This is a genomic window from Cupriavidus sp. R6-3 (assembly GCF_059772245.1).
Window position 1 is genome coordinate 1 of sequence record NZ_JCBAJO010000090.1, and the last position, 17621, is coordinate 17621.

The 17621-nt window shown below is 67.7% G+C and carries 14 protein-coding genes and 2 pseudogenes; 12 read left to right on the plus strand and 4 right to left on the minus strand.

Annotation, left to right across the window (positions count from 1 at the left end; translation table 11 throughout):
• The first annotated feature begins 294 nt into the window (after window positions 1–294).
• The 7 genes from AC6EI8_RS14930 to AC6EI8_RS14960 all read left to right on the plus strand — a co-directional run bounded on the left by AC6EI8_RS14930 (window position 295) and on the right by AC6EI8_RS14960 (window position 6770).
• Entirely contained in the window at window positions 295–774 is a 480-nt protein-coding gene (locus tag AC6EI8_RS14930) for a hypothetical protein (RefSeq protein ID WP_150084797.1), read from the plus strand.
• Window positions 775–818: 44 nt separating this feature from the next.
• On the plus strand, window positions 819–1511 hold the full coding sequence (locus AC6EI8_RS14935; RefSeq protein ID WP_149318687.1) for a C39 family peptidase: 693 nt from the start codon (window positions 819–821) through the stop codon (window positions 1509–1511).
• Between the two features lie 27 nt (window positions 1512–1538).
• Window positions 1539–2408, plus strand: coding sequence for a flagellin (locus AC6EI8_RS14940; RefSeq protein ID WP_150084798.1), 870 nt, complete (start codon window positions 1539–1541; stop codon window positions 2406–2408).
• Between the two features lie 144 nt (window positions 2409–2552).
• A complete protein-coding gene (locus AC6EI8_RS14945; protein WP_149318511.1) occupies window positions 2553–3992 on the plus strand; it encodes a coiled-coil domain-containing protein in 1440 nt (479 codons plus the stop codon).
• A 305-nt stretch (window positions 3993–4297) separates the two neighbouring features.
• Window positions 4298–4810, plus strand: coding sequence for a DUF1269 domain-containing protein (locus AC6EI8_RS14950; protein WP_149318510.1), 513 nt, complete (start codon window positions 4298–4300; stop codon window positions 4808–4810).
• Between the two features lie 224 nt (window positions 4811–5034).
• Window positions 5035–5958: a transcriptional regulator GcvA gene (gcvA, locus tag AC6EI8_RS14955; protein ID WP_498382267.1), complete on the plus strand. Its 924-nt coding sequence runs from the start codon at window positions 5035–5037 to the stop codon at window positions 5956–5958.
• Between the two features lie 29 nt (window positions 5959–5987).
• A complete protein-coding gene (locus AC6EI8_RS14960; protein WP_498382268.1) occupies window positions 5988–6770 on the plus strand; it encodes an SDR family oxidoreductase in 783 nt (260 codons plus the stop codon).
• A gap of 12 nt (window positions 6771–6782) precedes the next feature.
• On the opposite strand, the gene AC6EI8_RS14965 is transcribed toward AC6EI8_RS14960, so the two are convergent.
• Complete coding sequence (locus AC6EI8_RS14965; protein ID WP_498382269.1) at window positions 6783–7709, minus strand: LysR family transcriptional regulator; 927 nt, start codon at window positions 7707–7709, stop codon at window positions 6783–6785.
• A 327-nt stretch (window positions 7710–8036) separates the two neighbouring features.
• On the opposite strand from AC6EI8_RS14965, the gene AC6EI8_RS14970 reads away from it, so the two are divergent.
• The 4 genes from AC6EI8_RS14970 (at window position 8037) to AC6EI8_RS14985 (ending at window position 12515) form a co-directional block, all read left to right on the plus strand.
• Window positions 8037–9401, plus strand: a complete 1365-nt coding sequence (locus AC6EI8_RS14970; protein ID WP_226106836.1) for an acyclic terpene utilization AtuA family protein — start codon at window positions 8037–8039, stop codon at window positions 9399–9401.
• Window positions 9402–9403: 2 nt separating this feature from the next.
• Window positions 9404–9751, plus strand: a complete 348-nt coding sequence (locus AC6EI8_RS14975; protein ID WP_149318506.1) for an AtuA-related protein — start codon at window positions 9404–9406, stop codon at window positions 9749–9751.
• A gap of 106 nt (window positions 9752–9857) precedes the next feature.
• Window positions 9858–10880 (plus strand): Bug family tripartite tricarboxylate transporter substrate binding protein, encoded by a 1023-nt coding sequence (locus tag AC6EI8_RS14980; protein ID WP_226106834.1) that lies wholly within the window; start codon window positions 9858–9860, stop codon window positions 10878–10880.
• A gap of 156 nt (window positions 10881–11036) precedes the next feature.
• Window positions 11037–12515: an AMP nucleosidase gene (locus AC6EI8_RS14985; protein WP_149318505.1), complete on the plus strand. Its 1479-nt coding sequence runs from the start codon at window positions 11037–11039 to the stop codon at window positions 12513–12515.
• A gap of 131 nt (window positions 12516–12646) precedes the next feature.
• On the opposite strand, the gene leuA is transcribed toward AC6EI8_RS14985, so the two are convergent.
• A complete protein-coding gene (gene leuA / locus AC6EI8_RS14990; protein WP_498382270.1) occupies window positions 12647–14329 on the minus strand; it encodes a 2-isopropylmalate synthase in 1683 nt (560 codons plus the stop codon).
• Window positions 14330–15158: 829 nt separating this feature from the next.
• On the opposite strand from leuA, the gene AC6EI8_RS14995 reads away from it, so the two are divergent.
• Window positions 15159–16367, plus strand: a complete 1209-nt coding sequence (locus tag AC6EI8_RS14995) for a hypothetical protein (protein WP_498382271.1) — start codon at window positions 15159–15161, stop codon at window positions 16365–16367.
• A 196-nt stretch (window positions 16368–16563) separates the two neighbouring features.
• On the opposite strand, the pseudogene AC6EI8_RS15000 reads toward AC6EI8_RS14995, so the two are convergent.
• Both AC6EI8_RS15000 and AC6EI8_RS15005 read right to left on the minus strand, forming a co-directional pair.
• Window positions 16564–17210: pseudogene (locus AC6EI8_RS15000) on the minus strand (OmpW/AlkL family protein).
• A gap of 201 nt (window positions 17211–17411) precedes the next feature.
• Window positions 17412–17621: pseudogene (locus tag AC6EI8_RS15005) on the minus strand (hypothetical protein); the annotation flags it as partial.

A 17621-nucleotide genomic window follows, 5' to 3' on the forward strand; every position in this document is an offset into this window, starting at 1 on the left:
GCGGCGCTGGCCGATGCAGGCACGTTCAACATGTCCAACGCGATGAGCAGCGTCGGGCAGTCGGCGGCCGGCATCATGATTGCCAACCAGAACAGCGGCCTCGGCTCGCTGGTGCAACAAGCCGTCACGGTCCAGGCCAACCTGGCTGTAGGCAGGTAAGACGCTGCGCGCTCGCGCATGCCGGTGCGTGGATGGCGCACCGGCATCGCGCCTTGCGCGGTGTTGCTCTGCAGGAGTGGGCGTCCCGGCCACGCGTCGGGACGCCCGTTCGACGGGACACAAGGAGGCACCATCATGCGAGCGGTCCGCACCGCTGTCGGCGCTTTGACGACAGCATTCCTGCTCTGGCCCGGCCTGCACGCCGCGGCAGAGCCGTCCGCCGCGCCAGAAGCGGCGAGCCCGACGGCCGCGATGCCGACCACCGTCGGCATGCCGGAAGACAACAGCAAGGACACCCCCGTGGCCGCGACACCGCGGACAACGGTCGACGCATCGGCACAAGGGCAGACGGGCACCGTGCTCGCCGGCTTCGGCAAGCCGGTCGGCACCGACGCGCTGGCCGATATCCGTGGCGGCGCCGAAGTGGTGGTCAACGACATGCGGCTGGCTGGCGTCGTGGCGGACAACACCGCCAATCGCGTCATCACCGGCAGCAACGCGATTTCGGATGGGGCGTTCGCCAATGCGAGCGGCCTGCCCACGGTGATACAGAACACCGGCGCCAACACGCTGATCCAGAACGCGACGATTCTGAACGTGCGATTTGGGCCATGAAGCGGGCCATGAAGCGGGCCATGAAGCAGGCCATGAAGCAGGCCATGAACCTGCCACGCCTTGCCGCGCTGGCGGCGCTCGCCTGGGCGTCGGCCATGGTGCCGGCGCACGCCGCCGATACGGTGGTGATTCCACCGGCCGGCAGCGACTACAAGGTCCGGACAGTGAGCCTGAAGGAGGCACGCTTCAAGACCACCATCCGGCAGCAGTACGACTTCAGCTGCGGCTCGGCCGCAGTGGCGACCCTGCTTACCTATCAGTACGGCCATCCGGTCACGGAAGCCGAAGTGTTCCAGCAGATGTACCTGACCGGCGATCGCGCCAAGATCCAGCGCGAGGGCTTCTCGCTGCTGGACATGAAGCGCTTCCTCGAAACGCGCGGCTTCATGGCCGACGGCTTCGAACTGCCGCTGTCCAAGCTCGAGGAAACCCAGGTCCCGGCGATCGTGCTGGTGGTCGAGAACGGCTACCACCATTTCGTCGTGGTCAAGGGGGTACGCGGCAATCGGGTGTTGGTTGGCGATCCCGCCCTCGGTACGCGAGCGTTGTCTCGCGAACACTTCGAACGGATCTGGGACAGTAGTCTTCTGTTCGTGATCCACAACCGCACCGATATCGCGCGCTTCAACCAGGCTTCGGACTGGCGCGTCGCACCCAGTGGGCCGTACTGGATGGGGGTCAATCGGGACAGTCTGTTCTTTACCGTCATGCCAAAGCATGGCGCTGGAGACTTCTAGGGACCCGTCACCATGTATCGACAAGCCATGACTACGCGGCCGGCGCGCCGCGGCGCCGCCCGTGGCGCTGCCAATTCGGCCGCGGCAGCGATGCTGCTAGGCGCGGGACTGGCCTGCGCCGGCCAGGCGTGGAGCACGCAGGCCCCGCGCGAGGACGGGCTGGACGCCGGACTGGCGTCCTACCCCGCCGCGGATCCGCATCACGATGCCATCGCTGCCGCGCGCAGCGGCATGGCCGGCTGGAAACCGGTCGCATCGGCACGATTGGAAGAACTGCGAGGCGGCTTCGAGACCGGCGGCCTGCAGGTCTCGTTCGGCATCGAACGCGCCGTCTATATCAACGGCAACCTGGTGGTATCGACCAGCCTGGTGATTCCCGACGTCAGCCGCATCACCTCGGAACAGGCAGGACGGCTTGCCGCCGCGCTGCAGAGCGCGGCCAATGCGGGCTCGGTCGCGGCCAACGCGCTGGGGCAGGCCGGGCAGGCGGGGCAGGGCACCTCGACGCCCGGCAGCGGCAGCGCCAGTTCCTCGGCGAGCGCGGGACAGCCAGGCACGTCCACCTCCACGCCGGGCACCGCCACGGTGGCGGCGCCATCGCCTCCACCGTCTTCGGGGACGCCGCCGATGCCGGCGCCGGCGGTGATCGCCACCGCGACCGGTTCGGTCACCACCAACGGCCTGCTCAATCTGATCCAGAACGGGCCGGGCAACAGCTTCAACGCGGGGGCGCTGGCGGGCACGCCGGCGACCGTGATCCAGAACTCGCTCAACAACCAGTCGATCCAGAGCCTGTTGACCATCGATGCGGGCGTGAACACCTTGCAGGCGTTCCGCGCGGGGGTCGCCGGCGCGGCATTGAACAGCGCCCTGCAGCGGGCGGCGAGCATGCGGTAGAGCCAAACACGCATACGGGACCACACGAAGCAAGCGAAAGCAACGGATGCACGCGGTCGCATCCGGACACACAGGGGTGCATGGCAACAACGCAAACAGGTCGCGGACTCCTGAACCAGTCCGCCATCCGGGGGGAGGAGAGTCATGAGAAAAAGGTCGATGCAGGGCATCCGGCAGGCGGGATGCTCGACCTTGCTATTGCTGGGGGGATTGGCGCATGCGCAGAATCTGCCCGACGAAGGGCCGACGGCCGCCAAGCTGGAAGCCCTGAAACGCGAGGTCGCGGAACAGGCCGCCGTGCTCGACGCGATGAAGCGCTCGATGGCCCAGCAAGAGGCCACGATCCGCGAGTTGCGCAGCATCGTCGGCGCCGATGCGCTGGCGAACAAGCGCGGCGGGCAGCGCGGCCCCGGTGTGACCGGCGCCGATATCGCGACCGGCGCGGCGACGGCGCCGGCTGCCGCCAGCGGCAACACCGGCCTGCCGAATACGCGCAACGTGCCGGTCAATCAGGCACAAGGTCCGGCACAAGGTGCGGCACAGGGCCCCGCACAGGGCCCCGCCAACGGCAGCACCACCGTCGCACAGGCGCAGGAACCGGTGGGCCGGCCGCCCGAGCGCGACACGCGTCCGCCGGAGATCGCGCCGATCTTCGATCAGCCCGGCGTGCTGACGCCGCCCGGCCGGCTGGTGGTCGAGCCGGCGTTCCAGTACGGCTATTCGTCCAACAACCGCGTGGCGCTGGTCGGCTACACGGTGATTCCGGCGATCCTGATCGGGCTGATCGACGTGCGCGAGGTCAAGACCTCGACCTATGTCGCCTCGGTCGCCTTCCGCTACGGCATTACCAAGCGGCTTGAAATCGAGGCCAAGGTGCCATACGTGCATAGCTCGGGCTCGACCATCAGCCGCGAAGTCTTCACCGGCACCGCGGTCGACAACGTCTTCAATTCGAGCGGTAGCGGACTGGGCGATGTCGAGGCGACGCTGCGCTATCAGCTGAACTACGGCAACGACCGCATGCCGTATTTCGTCGGCTGGCTGCGCTACAAGTCCAATACCGGCAAGAGCCCGTTCGACGTGGTCACCGATTGCGTGCAGCGCTGCATCGGCAATACCACCGGCACCGGGCTGCCGCTGGGCATGCCGACCGGCACCGGCTTTCATGCGATCCAGCCGGGCATCACGTGGCTGCTGCCGACCGATCCTGCGGTGTTCTTCGGCACCTTCAGCTATCTACACAATTTTGGCCGCGACAACGTCAGCCGTACCGTGCTGAACGGCCAGAAGGAGCCGCTGGGCAAGATCGAGCCGGGCGACATCTTCGGCTTCAACTTCGGCATGGGCCTGGCGCTGAACGAGCGGGCGTCATTCAGCATCGGCTACGACCAGAGCATCATCTGGCCGACCAAGCAGAACGGACAGACCGTGCCCGGCTCGGTGCGGATCACGCAGGGCTCGCTGCTGGTCGGCTATTCGTACCGCTTCAGCGACCGCTATACGCTCAATATCTCGGTCGGCGCGGGGCTGACGCGCGATACGCCGGATCTGCAGGTCAACGTGCGGCTGCCGATCACGTTCTGAGCGGCTTCGGGTCGGGCTCGGGCTTCGGCTCGGGCTTGCGCTTTGGCGCGGGTTCGCTTCGGCTCGGACTTCGCCCCCAGCTTCGGCTTTTGGCGTTGCCCTGGCGTCATCGCCGTCACGTCGGCCCTGTGCCGGCGTGACGGCTACGCGACGCGGCGCCGGCACGGTGCGCTGCCCCCCACGGCTTCGCTTGCGATTCCCTGCCTGGTGGCGTACAAAAGTAAAACCCGCCCCGCTGGCGGATTCTGCCGCCACCTGCCAGCCTCGGCAGCCCACGGACGGGACCTCGCTCGGAGGAATCCGTCATGCGCAAACGCATCTACTGGTTATTGCCCGACGTGGTCAGCGCTCGGCGCACCATGGACGATTTGCTGATCAATCGCGTCGAACACCGGCACATCCACTTCGTCGCCCGCGACGGCATGGACATGACCGGCCTGCATGAAGCCAATCTGTTCCAGACCTCCGATATCGTTCACGCCGCCGAGATGGGTTTGATGATCGGTGGTGCGGTCGGCGTGGTCGCCGGCGTGGTGGTCGCGATGTTCCCGATCGTCAGCGATACCCCGCAATGGGGCCTGGTCGGCGTGCTGGCGGTGCTCGGGGCGGTGTTCGGGGCCTGGGCCTCGAGCATGATCGGCAGCTCCGCGCCGAACAGCCGGCTCAAGCCCTTCGAGGCCGATATCGCCGACGGCAAGATCCTGTTGATGGTCGATGTGCCGCGCGGCCGTGTCGAGGAAATCGAAACCCTGCTGCGCAGCTCGCATCCGGAAGCCCGCTTCGCGGGGATGGACCCGGCGGTGCCGGCATTCCCCTGATCCGGTGCGATGCATTGCATCGGCGGTTCGATGGTCTGATGGTCTGACGGTTTGATGGTCTGACGGTTTGATGGTCTGAAGGTCCGATGATACGTGGTGCAGGGCCCGTGCCCGTGCACCACGTTCTCTCTGTGCGCGCCGGCTCGGCGCGACTCCCTGCGCATTGACCCCTCGCCGAGAAACCGGTAGTTTTCGGCCGCCCCTCCCATCTCGCCTGAAGATCGATGAATCGCATGCTGCCGGGCACGCGCGCCCTCCGGACCTTCGAAGCGGCGGCGCGGCACCTCAATTTCACCCGCGCGGCCGACGAGGTCGGCCTGACGCCCGCGGCGGTCAGCTACCAGATCAAGGAAATCGAGGAACAGCTCGGCATCACGCTGTTTACGCGCACCAGCCGCAGCATCCAGCTGACACCCGCCGGCGCGGTCCTGTACGAGGCCACCGCCGATGCGCTCGACAATCTGCGCCGCGCCACCGCGCGCGCCCGGCGCATGGCGCGGGGCGCGACGCATCTTCGGATATCGCTGGAGGCGCGCTTCGCGTCCAACTGGCTGCTGCCTCGGCTGCCGCAATTTCGCGCCGCGAATCCCGGCCTGGAGCTGACCTTCGATATCAGCGAGCAGGTCCGTGATTTCGAGGCCGACGATATCGACGTCGCGATCCGCTTCGGCGCCGGCCACTACGAAGGCGCACGCGCCGAGCGTCTGTTCGGCACGGTGGTGGTACCGATCTGCAGTCCCCGCCTGCTCGAATCCGGCCCCCCGCTGCGCGAGCCGCGCGATCTGCTGCACCACACGCTGTGCCATGTGGATTGCCGGACCGATGGCATCGTCTGGCCGGACTGGCCGATGTGGATGGCGGCGGCCGGCATCGAGAACTTCGACGACAGCCGCTGCATGGCCTTCGCCGATTCCACGCACGTCGTGCAGGCCGTGCTGGACAGCGGCGCCGTCGGCCTGGTCGAACTGCCGATGATCGCCAACGACCTCGCGGCGGGCCGTCTGGTCAGGCTGTTCGACATCGGGGTCAGCGTGGCGCAGGATTATGCGTATCACCTCGTCTATCCGCAGAGCAGCAGCGACGATCCACGCGTGGTGGCGTTTCGCGACTGGCTGATCGAACAAACCATGCAGACACCACAGGGATAAGCTGGCCTCCCTGCGGTATATTTCCCCGCATGTCCGCGCATACCCCATCCCATTCCTCCTCCCATCCCTTCTCGCTGACCGGCCGCGTGGCGCTGGTTACCGGCGGTGCGCAGGGTCTTGGCATCGCCATCGCGAAAGGCTTGATTGACGCCGGTGCCATCGTGCTGGTGGCCGCACGCAATGCGCAGGGTGTCGAGCAGGCCGTCGCCACGCTCGGTGAGGGCGCCCGTCCGCTGGTGCTCGACATTACCGACGAGACCGCGGTAGCGAAGGCGTTCGACAGCATCGACAGCCAATATGGCCGGCTCGACATCCTGGTGAACAACGCCGGCGCGCGCAATCGGCAGACCATGGCCGAGCTCGATACCGGCGATCTGCGCGCGATGATGGAGACCAATCTGGTCGCGCCGTACAACCTGTGCCGGCATGCAGCGATACGCATGCGTCGCGGTGGCTATGGCCGCATCATCAATGTCAGCTCGATCGCGGGACAGGTGGCGCGGGGCGACGACGTGCTGTATCCCGCCACCAAGGGCGCGCTCGATGCGCTGACGCGCTCGCTATCGGCGGACCTGGGGCGCGATGGCGTCACCGTCAACGCGATTGCGCCGGGGTTCTTCGCCACCGAGCCGAACCAGCCGATGGTCGGCGACGCCGGCGTGAAGGACTGGCTGCAGCGCCGTACCTCGCTGGGGCGCTGGGGGCAGCCGGAGGAGATCGCGGGCGCCGCGGTGTTCCTCGCCTCGCCGGCGGCGTCCTATGTCACCGGCCACGTCCTTGCCGTCGACGGCGGCTATCTGGCTCATTTCTGACTCACGTCTGACTCACTTCGGACGCGTCGCCCGCGCGGCATCCTGCGCGCCGCGCCGCTTGCGAAAGTGCGCGTAGACGTAGTCGAGCATCGCGCTGGCCGCGGCCGAATCACCGCGGTCGCGCAGCCGCACCAGGCAGATGTCGCGCACCAGCGATTCCAGCCGCAGCGGCCGGATCGCCAGATTGGGCAGCCGGAACTGGAACAGCGCCAGCGACGGCACCACGGTGACGCCGAGGCCTGCGGCCACGAGCCCGGCTACCGTGGCCAGATGCTCGACCTCCATCACGCCATTGAGCCGCGTCGGATGCAGCGCGGCGTCCAGATGCTGCCGCACGCTGCTGGTGCGCGACAGATGGATGAACGGCAGGCCGGCGAGCGCGGCCGGGGCGATGCTGCGGCGCGTGGCGAGCGGATGATCGGCCGGGCTGACCACGTGGAAGGAGTCCGCCACCAGCGGCTCGATCTTCAGGTCCGCATCCTGGCCGGGCGCCGGCGCCAGCGCGAAATCGACGCGGCCGCGCCGTACCAGATCGATGCAGCCGTCGGCCAGCACATCGTGCAGCGCCAGCGCGATGCCTGGGTAGCGCTCGCGGAAGGCGGCGAGGACCGGCGGCAGATCGCCCGCGGCGATCGACGGCAGCGCCGCGATTGCGACCCGTCCCTTGCGGCGCTCGGCATGGTCGCGCAGGTCGGCGAAGGCGTCCTCGAAGTCCGCCAGCAGCCGCTCGGCCACCTCTTCGAACCGGCGACCCTCGGCACTGAGTTCGACAAAGCGCGTGGTGCGCTCGAACAACCGGGCGCCGGCCTGTTCTTCCAGCGTGCGGATCAGCGCGCTGAACGCCGACTGCGACAGATGGCAGGCCTGCGCCGCGCGCGTGAAATTGCGCTGCTGGGCCAGCGCGACGAAGGCGCGCAGGTGTTTGACGGACAGGTTCATGGCGGCGAATGGTTGGCGAATGGACGGTGAATCGAGGGCGAATGGACGGCGAGCGGACGTCGAACGGACGGTGAACGGACGGCGAGCTGACCGCCAAACGTCCACGTATTGATCGCGCATCGATGCCGGATCGATCGCACATTGATCGACCAGACCGCTAGATTAATCCAAATAATCCGTTTTTCCGAATTCGCCATCGTGCCTAGAATGCCGGGACCGGCCGCGCATCTGCGCGGTTCCGTATTGGTCTTTGTTGGTCCTTGTTGGTCCTTGTTGATCCCTGTTGGTCCTGATTCCGACCGTCGACTTCCTGATATCGCGCCCGCCATGGCTTCTTCCCTCTCGATCGGCTCCGGTGCCGGCTTCTCCGGCGATCGCATCGACGCCGCGCTGCCCGTGGTGCGCACGCTGATCGCCGACGGCGGCCCGGCCGCGCTGATCTTCGAAACGCTGGCCGAGCGCACGCTGGCGCTGGCCCACCTGGCCCGGCGCGCCGATCCCGAGCGCGGCTACGAGCCGCTGCTCGACGCCTTGCTGACCCCGGTGCTGGGCCTGTGCCTGGCGCACGGCATTCCGATCATCGGCAATTTCGGCGCGGCCAATCCGCACGGCGCCGCGCGACGCGTGCAGGCGCTGGCGGCCGAACTGGGCCTGCCCAGGCCGCGCGTGGCCGTGGTCGAGGGCGACGATCTGTCCGGCGATGCCGGCCGCGCGCTGCTGTCGGGCCTCCTGGGCGAGGCCTTTCCCGAGCGCCGCTTCGTCTGCGCCAACGCCTATATCGGCGCGCAGGGCATTGCCGATGCGCTCATCGCCGGTGCACAAGTGGTGGTGTGCGGCCGCGTCGCCGACCCGGCCCTGGCGGTCGGCCCGGCGATGGCGCATTTCAAATGGTCCTGGCAGGACTGGGACCGCCTCGCGCGCGCGACCATGGCCGGCCATCTGCTCGAATGCGGTGCGCAGGTGACCGGAGGCTATTTCGCCGATCCCGGCATCAAGGACGTTCCCGACGTCCATGCGCTTGGCTATCCGATCGTGCGACTCGACAGCGATGGCGGCATCGAGATCGGCAAGGCGGCCGGCACCGGCGGCTGCGTCGACCTGCGTACCGTCAAGGAACAGCTGCTGTACGAGGTCCACGACCCCGCCGCCTATCTGACGCCCGACGTGGTGGCCGACATCAGCGCGGTCACGGTCGAGCAGGTCGGTCCGGACCGCGTCGCGGTGCGCAATATCCGCGGCCACGCGCGTCCCGAGCAACTGAAGGCCAACCTGTTTCATGAAGGCGGCTGGATCGCCGAGGGCGAGATCTCCTACGCCGGACCGAACGCCGCGGCGCGCGCGCGCCTGGCCGGCGACATCGTGCGCAAGCGGATGGCGATGCTGGGCATTGAGGCGCCGGTGCGGCTCGACCTGATCGGCGTGCTCAGCGTGCTGGCCGACGATGGCGGCGCATGGCTGTCCGCGCCGCAACCAGATGAAGCGCGAAGCCAGGACGTGCGGCTGCGCGCCGCGCTGGCGCACGAGGACAAGGCCGTGGCAGAGGCGCTGCTGCGCGAGGTCAACGCGCTCTATTGCTGCGGACCTGCCGGCGGCGGCGGCGTGCGCACCGCGCTGCGTCCGCGGCTGAACGCGATGTCCTGCCTGGTGCCGCGCGATGCGGTGTCGCCGCGCCACACGATGATCGAAGGCTGAACATGACGACGTCCGACACCATTGCCCTCTATCGTCTCGCGCACGCCCGCACCGGCGACAAGGGCGACCGCTCGAACATCAGCGTGATCGCCTATGACGAGCGCGATTTCGCGCATCTGCTCGCACACGTGACCGAGGACGCGGTACGCACGCTGTTCCGTCATCGCCGTCCCGCCGCGGTGACGCGCTACGTCGTGCCCAGCCTGCATGCGATGAACTTCGTCCTCGACGGCGTGCTCGACGGCGGCGTCAACGATGCGCTCAATCTCGACGCGCACGGCAAGGCCCTGTCCTTCCTGCTGCTGCAGTTGGAGATTCCCTTGCCGCCGCGCTTGCGCGGAGGCGGCTGACTCGGCGCCACGCATCGGTTCATCCTGACCCGACGACTGGCCTGATCACCGACCTGATCACCGACCTGATAACTGACCTCATAAAACACCCAGAGGAGACCACACCATGCCATCCCGATTCCTGCCCGCGGCCGTGCGAACGCAACCGGCGCCGCGCCTGAAGACACTGCTCCCCGCGCTGGCCGCGCTGACGGCATTCGCCGCGCTGGCGCTGCCGTCAGCGCCGGCGCGCGCGGAATTCCCCGACAAGCCGGTCCGTTTCGTCGTGCCCTTCGCCGCCGGCAGCGCCACCGACCAGCTGGCCCGCGCCATCGGCCAGGCGATGACCACCGATGCGAAGGTCACCGTGGTGGTCGACAACAAGCCGGGCGCCAACGGCTTCATCGCGGCCTCCGACGTCGCCAAGGCCGCGCCGGACGGCTATACGGTGCTGATCACGACCAACACCACGCACGCGGCCAACGAGCATCTGTTCAAGAAGCTGCCCTACGATCCGGTCAAGGATTTCACGCCGATCACCGCGCTGGGCAAGGGCGGGCAGATCATGGTGGTCAACCCGCAATTGCCGGTGAAGACCGTGGGCGAGTTCATCGCGCTGGCCAAGCAGCAGCCGGGCAAGCTGAGCTTCGGCAGCGGCAGCTCGTCGTCGCGCATCGCCGGCGAACTGTTCCAGCAGATGGCGCAGGTCCAGCTGCTGCACGTGCCCTACAAGAGCAATCCGCTGGCGGTCACCGACCTGCTCGGCAACCAGATCCAGATGATGATCACCGATACCGCGACCGGCCTGCCGCAGGTCAAGAGCGGCAAGCTGCGCGCGCTCGGCGTGTCCGGCAAGACCCGTTCGCCGCTGGCACCGGATGTGCCGACCATCGACGAGGCGGGCGTCAAGGGCTACGAGATGAGCTACTGGTTCGCGGCGTACACGCCGGCGGGCACGCCGCAGCCGGTGGTCGCGAAGCTGAACGAGCTGCTCGTCAAGGCGGCGCGCAGCCAGACCGCAAGCAACTTCTATCGCAGCACCGGCACCGAGATCTTTACCAGCACGCCGGCCGAACTGGCGGCCTTCCAGCAGCAGGAATCGGCCAAATGGGGGCGCATCATCCGCGCCGCCAATATCCAGCCGGAATAAGGCGGGCGAACAAGCCGGCGAAGTGAGCCGAGGAAATAAGCCGGCAGCCGCTCCCGCATGCCGCTCCCGCATTCGCTGGAGCGGCATCGCGATGGTTTGCCGGGTCGCCAGCACGGTCATGTGCAGGGCGCGTGCGCTCCGGAGTATGATCGTCGCATGCAAGCCTCGATCTTCTCTTCCGCCCATCCGGCCGACCAGTTGGCCGAGTTCACCGACCCAGAAGCCGCGCTGGCGCGCATCGGCGAGATCTACGACAACGCGGTCGGCGCGGTGCGCGCGCGTTTCGATGCCTTCGCCCGCGGCGAGCCGCTGCCCTCGGCGGCGCATGCCTGTTATCCCTATCTGGGCATCTCGGTCAATATCGAAACGATGGTGACCGACAGCCGGCCGTCGTGGGGCACGGTGGCGTATCCCGGGGTTTATGGCACCACCGTGACGCGGCCCGATCTGTTTGCCGACTACTACCGCGACCAGATCGAACGGCTGATGCGCTATCACCGCGTGCCGGTGGTGGTGGGCACCAGCCGGCGGCCGATTCCGCTGCCCTTCGTGATCGAGGCGTCGACCACCGATATCAGCTACACGCAGGCCCGCGAACTCGAGGCGTCGTTCGTGCTGCCAGAACTGAGCCGCATCGACGACGGGATCGCCAACGGCACCTACGAGCCCGTGCCCGGCGAGGCCTGGCCGCTGTCGCTGTTTCCCGCCGAGCGCGTCGATCTGGCGCTGCAGCGGCTGTACCACTACACCGGCACGGCGCCGCAGCACTTCCAGCGCTTCGTGCTATTCACCAATTACCAGCGCTATGTCGACGAGTTCGTCGCGCTGGGCCGTTCGCTGATGACCAGCGCCGATGGCGACGAGTACATCCGCTTCGTCGAGCCCGGCGATATCGTGCAGAACCACGGCGAGGCCGAGCCCGATCTGGCGCTGTATCCGCGCGCGCTGCCGCAGATGCCGGCCTATCACCTGGTGCGCGAGGACCGGCTCGGGGTCACGCTGGTCAATATCGGCGTCGGCCCGTCGAATGCCAAGACGATGACCGACCATCTGGCGGTGCTGCGCCCGCATTGCTGGCTGATGGTGGGGCATTGCGGCGGCCTGCGCCGCTCGCAGCAGCTTGGCGACTACGTGCTGGCGCACGCCTATGTCCGCGACGACCACGTGCTGGACCAGGACCTGCCGCCATGGGTCCCGGTGCCGCCGATTGCCGAGATCCAGGTCGCGCTGCAGGAAGCGGTAGCGCGGGTGACCGGGCTGTCGGGCAACGAGATGAAGACGCGGATGCGCACCGGCACCGTGGTCTCGACCGACGACCGCAATTGGGAATTGAAGTCCAAGACGCTGTACGCGCGGTTCAACCAGTCGCGCGCGATCGCGATCGACATGGAAAGCGCGACGGTGGCGGCCAACGGCTTCCGCCTGCGCGTGCCCTACGGCACGCTGCTGTGCGTCTCGGACAAGCCGCTGCACGGCGAATTGAAGCTGCGCGGCATGGCCAACGCCTTCTATCGCCAGCGCGTCAGCCAGCATATGACGATCGGGCTCGAAGCGATCCGCATCCTGCGCGAGAACGGCGTCGAGGCGCTGCACTCGCGCAAGCTGCGCAGCTTCGACGAGCCGGCGTTCCGGTGACACGGTGACACGGTGACACGGTGACACGGTGACACGGTGACGCGCGACGCCGCCGGTATCGCTATGGTGTCCCCTCTCCCGTGAGCGGGAGAGGGAAGCCAACCTGCGGTGTCGCAAGGTGCGCGGGTGTCTCAGGCGGCCTGCTGCTCGGCGCCGCTCAGCTGTGCCGCCCGCAAATGCCGATTGATCCCCGACACCACCGCCTTCAACGACGCCGTCACCAGATTCGCGTCGATCCCCGCGCCGAAGCCGGTCGCTGATTCCCCTACCCGTACCTCGACATAGCAGGCCGCGCGCGCATCGGCGCCGGACGATTGCGCGTGTTCGTGGTAGTCCATCACGCGCACCGGCATGCCGAGCGCGCGCACGAAGGCGTCGATCGGACCGTTGCCCTTGCCGCGCACCACGCGCGTGGCGCCATCCTGCACCAGCGTCGCCTCGATCTCGACCTGGTCGTCCGCGCTCGACATCATCCGGTGCGACACGTAGCGCAGCGGCGCATCGACATCGAGATATTCGCGGCGGAACAGTGCGAACAGATCGTCCGCGCTGGCCTCGGCCCCGGTCTCGTCGGTCATGCGCTGCACCGCGCGGCTGAACTCGATCTGCAGCCGGCGCGGCAGATACAGCCCGTGCACCTGTTCGAGCAGATAGGCCATGCCGCCCTTGCCGGACTGGCTGTTGACGCGGATCACCGCGTCATAGCTGCGGCCCAGGTCGGCGGGATCGATCGGCAGGTACGGCACCTCCCAGATGGCATCCGGCCTCTGCTGGGCGAAGCCCTTGCGTATCGCGTCCTGATGCGAGCCCGAGAACGCCGTGAACACCAGATCGCCGGCATAGGGATGGCGCGGATGCACCGGCAGCTGATTGCAATGCTCGACGCACTGGCGCACCTCGTTGATATCGGAGAAGTCCAGCTGCGGATCGACGCCCTGCGTATAGAGGTTCAACGCCAGCGTGACCAGGTCGACGTTGCCGGTGCGCTCGCCGTTGCCGAACAGGCAGCCCTCGACGCGATCGGCACCGGCCATCACGGCCAGTTCGGCCGCCGCCACCGCGGTGCCGCGATCGTTATGCGGGTGGACCGACAGCACGATGTCGGCGCGGCGGGCCAGATGCCGATGCATCCATTCGATCTGGTCGGCAAACACATTGGGCGTGCTGCACTCAACCGTGCTCGGCAGGTTCAGGATCATCGGCCGCGACGGACCCGGCTCCCAGATGTCGGCGACGGCGTCGCTGACTTCGAGCGCGAAATCGAGCTCGGTCATGCTGAAGGTCTCGGGCGAATACTCGTAGGTCCACGCGGTGCCGGGAATCGCATCGGTCAGTTCGCGGATCAGCCGCGTGCCGGCCAGCGCGATCTCCTTGACCTCGTCGCGGCTCGCGCCGAACACGATGCGGCGAAACGCCGGCGCGATCGGGTTGTACAGATGCACGACCGCACGCGGCGCGCCGCGCAGCGATTCGATGGTGCGGCGGATCAGGTCGTCGCGCGCCTGCGTCAGCACGACGATGGTCACGTCGTCGGGAATGCGGTTCTGCTCGATCAGCATGCGCACGAAGTCGAAATCGGTCTGCGATGCCGACGGAAACGCGACCTCGATCTGCTTGAGGCCGATCTTCACCAGTTGTTCGAAGAAGCGCAGCTTGCTCGCCACGCTCATCGGCTCGATCAGCGCCTGGTTGCCGTCGCGCAGATCGGTGCTCATCCAGATCGGCGCGCGCGTGATGCGCTGGTTGGGCCAGCTGCGATCCGGCAGATCGACGGTGGCGGCGGGGCGGTATTTGACGGCGGGGTTGCGCAGCATGAACGGGTCCTCCTCGCGAGGGAATCGCGATAGCGAAAGAAAAGGGGGACGGATGGCACGCGGACGATCGAATGCCGATCGGGCGCGATCAGGATCGCAATCGAGGCCGATTGCGGCGTGCCAATGCGAACGGAAAGGTGGCGACAGGCTGCCGAACTGCCACGGGGCGCTAGGCCCGGCAACCGATCGGTAGGTCTAGTTGTAGCGAGGAGAGGGCGCAGGCGAGCGCGCGGACCGAGCCGAGGCCATCGATGGCGACCGCACGACGCGCGCGCGCCGACGCGGCGATGCGCATGGCATCGGCGGCTTGGCGGTGGACGGTCGTTGCAACGGACATCGTGCTGGCTGGTGTGAGTGGTGTCGAGCTTCGATGCGATTCGACGCGATTCGACGAGGCGCTACGGTGTAGCAGCCACAAAGCGTAGTGCATCGAGCGTCGACTCGTCAAGCGCGCACGCTGCGGTGGTGTGACGCCACACCGCGGTCTCGGCCAAATGGATGAGATCGCGCTCCCGGTCTCGTACCTGAACGCGCGCTGCCCCACGCAAACCGCGGCCATCGTCCACCGCCTGGCCGGTACAGCGACGCCGCCGTCGCGCCTAGCCTGAATGGGGACATTGGCCCAGCAAACGGGGGAGACATCATGAGAACGGGAACGGGGTCGAAGGCGCTCGCCTGGGTCGCGGCGGCGCTGACAGCGTTGGTATTAGCCGCATGCGGCGGAGGCGGCGGCAGCGATGGTGCGGCAGCGGGTCCGAGTTCGGGCTCGGGTTCCGGCGGATCGTCGGGACCCGGGTCCAACGGCTCCCCGACAACGGTCAGCTATACCGTGACACTCGGGCAATCCGCCGGACAGGTCGGCGTGGGCCGCACGCTGACGCTGGCCGCCGTCATCGTCGACAGCAATGGCAAGGACGTTACCGCCCAGGGCAGCTACGCGTGGACCTCGTCCGATCCCGCCGTCGCGACGGTGACACCGAGCGCCACCGTCGCCGGTGCCGCGGTCGTGACCGGCATTGCGCCGGGCACCGTCAACGTGCAGGTCGCCGCCACCATCAACGGTGCCGACGGCAAGGCCATCGTGCTGCCGGTGCAGACGGCCACGATCACCGTCGCCGCCAGCCACCACTACAGCCTCGCGGTCTCGCATCCGCTGCTGATGCTGGCCAATGGCGAAACGCGGCAGATCCGCGCCACGCTGCTCGATGGCGACGGTATCGATGTGTCGGCCGCCGTGCACGACTGGGCCTGGGCCAGCTCGGTCGCCGGCATCCAGCTCGGTGCCGATCGCGAGCGCGCGACGCTGCACGGCGTCAATCCGTCCACCACCAGCACGGTCGAGGGCACGGTCACCGTCGGCGTGACGGCGCCCAATGGCGTCGCGCTGGCCGCGCGGATCGCCGTCGTGGTGCTGAAGAACGGCAGCTACGCCTACACGCTCGAGCTGCTGCGCAACGGCACGCCGATCGACGCGATCTCGATCCTGAACGGCTATCCGGCCACGCTGTCCGCGCGCGTGATGCGCAGCGACGGCCTTGATGCGACCGCGCAGTTCGACGGCCAATGGTCGTACGCCAGCACCTCGCCGTCGCTGTCGGTCCAGCCCACGGCGAGCGGGCGCGGCTTCACGCTGAACACCAGCCGTCCCAACGGGGCCGATCCGCTGCAGAGCCTGTTGAAGGTCACCGCCACCAGCAAGGCCCTCGATGCCACGCCGAGCGCCGGCCTGACGGTGACCGAGCAGCCGACCTGGGCGCTGGTCTACGACGGTCCGCAACCGCTGCGCATCGCGACGATGCCGCCGCTGCCGATCCCGGTCACCGCGACCGTCAGGCATCGCGGCAACGCGCTGACCTTCCTCGAATGCGAGGCGTGGGACTGGCAGCAGGCCGGCAATATCGCCGTGACCCCGGCCACGCATCCGGGCCAGGTCGGCGTGACGCCGTTGACGCCGGGCGACTTCTCGCTGACCGCGAGCTGCAGCGTCAGGAAGACCGGGCAACGGTTGTCGGTGACGATTGCGGGCACTGCGATCTAGGGCGGGCAGTTGGCGCGCAGTTGGCGGGCAGTTGGCGGGCATTTGGCGCGCGGCTGGCGCGCCGTGCCGCGCCGGTGCCGGGCCCTGCGATCCGAAACGCCCCCATGGCGACGAGCCCCGGGGGCGTTTCATCGGTCCGCAACAGCGGCAGCGAGAGACGAGCGTACCCGTTTCTGCGTGCCAATAAGACCGGCCCTCAGAACCGATATCCCACGCCGACGCTGAACAGCCACGGGTCCAGCTTGACCTCCGACACCTTGGCGCCGGCGGCCTTCACATCGCTGGAGAGCCACACCTTCTTGATGTCCGCATTCAGGTACCAGTGGCGCGTCAGCCGGTAGTCCATGCCGATTTGCAGCGCGGGCGCGATGCTCCAGCGGTCCAGCGACAGCGTATTGCCGGCGAGATCCGCGCCCCAGATTCGCGTGAAGTTCAGCCCCGCGCCGACATAGGGCCGGATGGTGGCATGCGGCAGGAAGTGGTACTGCACCAGCAGCGTCGGCGGCAGATGCTTGAACGTGCCGATCCGATTGCCGTCGAGATGGACGTCGTGCTTCTGCGGAACGGTCAGCACCAGTTCCGCGGCAATGTGCGGCGTGAAGAAATAGGTGACATCCAGCTCGGGATCCACTTGTTGTTGACGCCGATGCGGTCCGAGGCGCCCGCGCCGCCGACGGGGTCGGACTTCTGCGCAAAGTCGAGATAGGTGCCGCGCAGGCGGACCATCCAGTTGCCTTCGGGCTCGGTGCCGGCCGCGGTAGCGGCCGCGATGCCACCTGCGGCGCCGGTTGCCGTGTTGGTTGCAGCGTCGGCCGCGTTGGCGTGCAGCGGCGGGAAGGCCATCATGACGGCCGCCGCGGCGACCGTTGCCAATCGGGTACGAGGAGATTGCATCGGGCTCATGTTGTGATCGACAGGACTGGGAAAGACCCCATGCCGAGTGTGCCCGTGGTGCCTGCGGACCCGTTTGACCTAAAGCAAAGGGCCAGCAAAAGCTGGCCCTCTCTACTATGGCGTGCGGCTGCGGCGTGCTGCTACGACGTGCTACCGCGCGCTGTCGTGTATCTGCCCCTGGCCCTTGCCCTGCGGCTTGCGCACGATGCGGATCGGCTTCTCGTGCGCGGACGGGGCAGGGCTGGACGCATTGCCCGATGTATTGCCCAACGTATTGCCCGATGTATTGCCGGATGTATTGCTGTCGCAGCTGTTGCAGCCCCCGCTGTCGCAACCGGTGGCGCAGCCGGCCGCTACCGC

Excerpts from the sequence above, each read along its gene's own strand:
- AC6EI8_RS14930 (WP_150084797.1), top strand. The coding sequence starts at position 295 with ATGCGAGCGGTCCGCACCGCTGTCGGCGCTTTGACGACAGCATTCCTG.
- leuA (WP_498382270.1), bottom strand. The coding sequence starts at position 14,329 with ATGCTGCGCAACCCCGCCGTCAAATACCGCCCCGCCGCCACCGTCGAT.
- AC6EI8_RS14975 (WP_149318506.1), top strand. The coding sequence starts at position 9,404 with ATGACGACGTCCGACACCATTGCCCTCTATCGTCTCGCGCACGCCCGC.
- gcvA (WP_498382267.1), top strand. The coding sequence starts at position 5,035 with ATGAATCGCATGCTGCCGGGCACGCGCGCCCTCCGGACCTTCGAAGCG.
- AC6EI8_RS14985 (WP_149318505.1), top strand. The coding sequence starts at position 11,037 with ATGCAAGCCTCGATCTTCTCTTCCGCCCATCCGGCCGACCAGTTGGCC.
- AC6EI8_RS14965 (WP_498382269.1), bottom strand. The coding sequence starts at position 7,709 with ATGAACCTGTCCGTCAAACACCTGCGCGCCTTCGTCGCGCTGGCCCAG.
- AC6EI8_RS14940 (WP_150084798.1), top strand. The coding sequence starts at position 1,539 with ATGACTACGCGGCCGGCGCGCCGCGGCGCCGCCCGTGGCGCTGCCAAT.
- AC6EI8_RS14970 (WP_226106836.1), top strand. The coding sequence starts at position 8,037 with ATGGCTTCTTCCCTCTCGATCGGCTCCGGTGCCGGCTTCTCCGGCGAT.
- AC6EI8_RS14950 (WP_149318510.1), top strand. The coding sequence starts at position 4,298 with ATGCGCAAACGCATCTACTGGTTATTGCCCGACGTGGTCAGCGCTCGG.
- AC6EI8_RS14980 (WP_226106834.1), top strand. The coding sequence starts at position 9,858 with ATGCCATCCCGATTCCTGCCCGCGGCCGTGCGAACGCAACCGGCGCCG.
- AC6EI8_RS14935 (WP_149318687.1), top strand. The coding sequence starts at position 819 with ATGAACCTGCCACGCCTTGCCGCGCTGGCGGCGCTCGCCTGGGCGTCG.
- AC6EI8_RS14960 (WP_498382268.1), top strand. The coding sequence starts at position 5,988 with ATGTCCGCGCATACCCCATCCCATTCCTCCTCCCATCCCTTCTCGCTG.
- AC6EI8_RS14945 (WP_149318511.1), top strand. The coding sequence starts at position 2,553 with ATGAGAAAAAGGTCGATGCAGGGCATCCGGCAGGCGGGATGCTCGACC.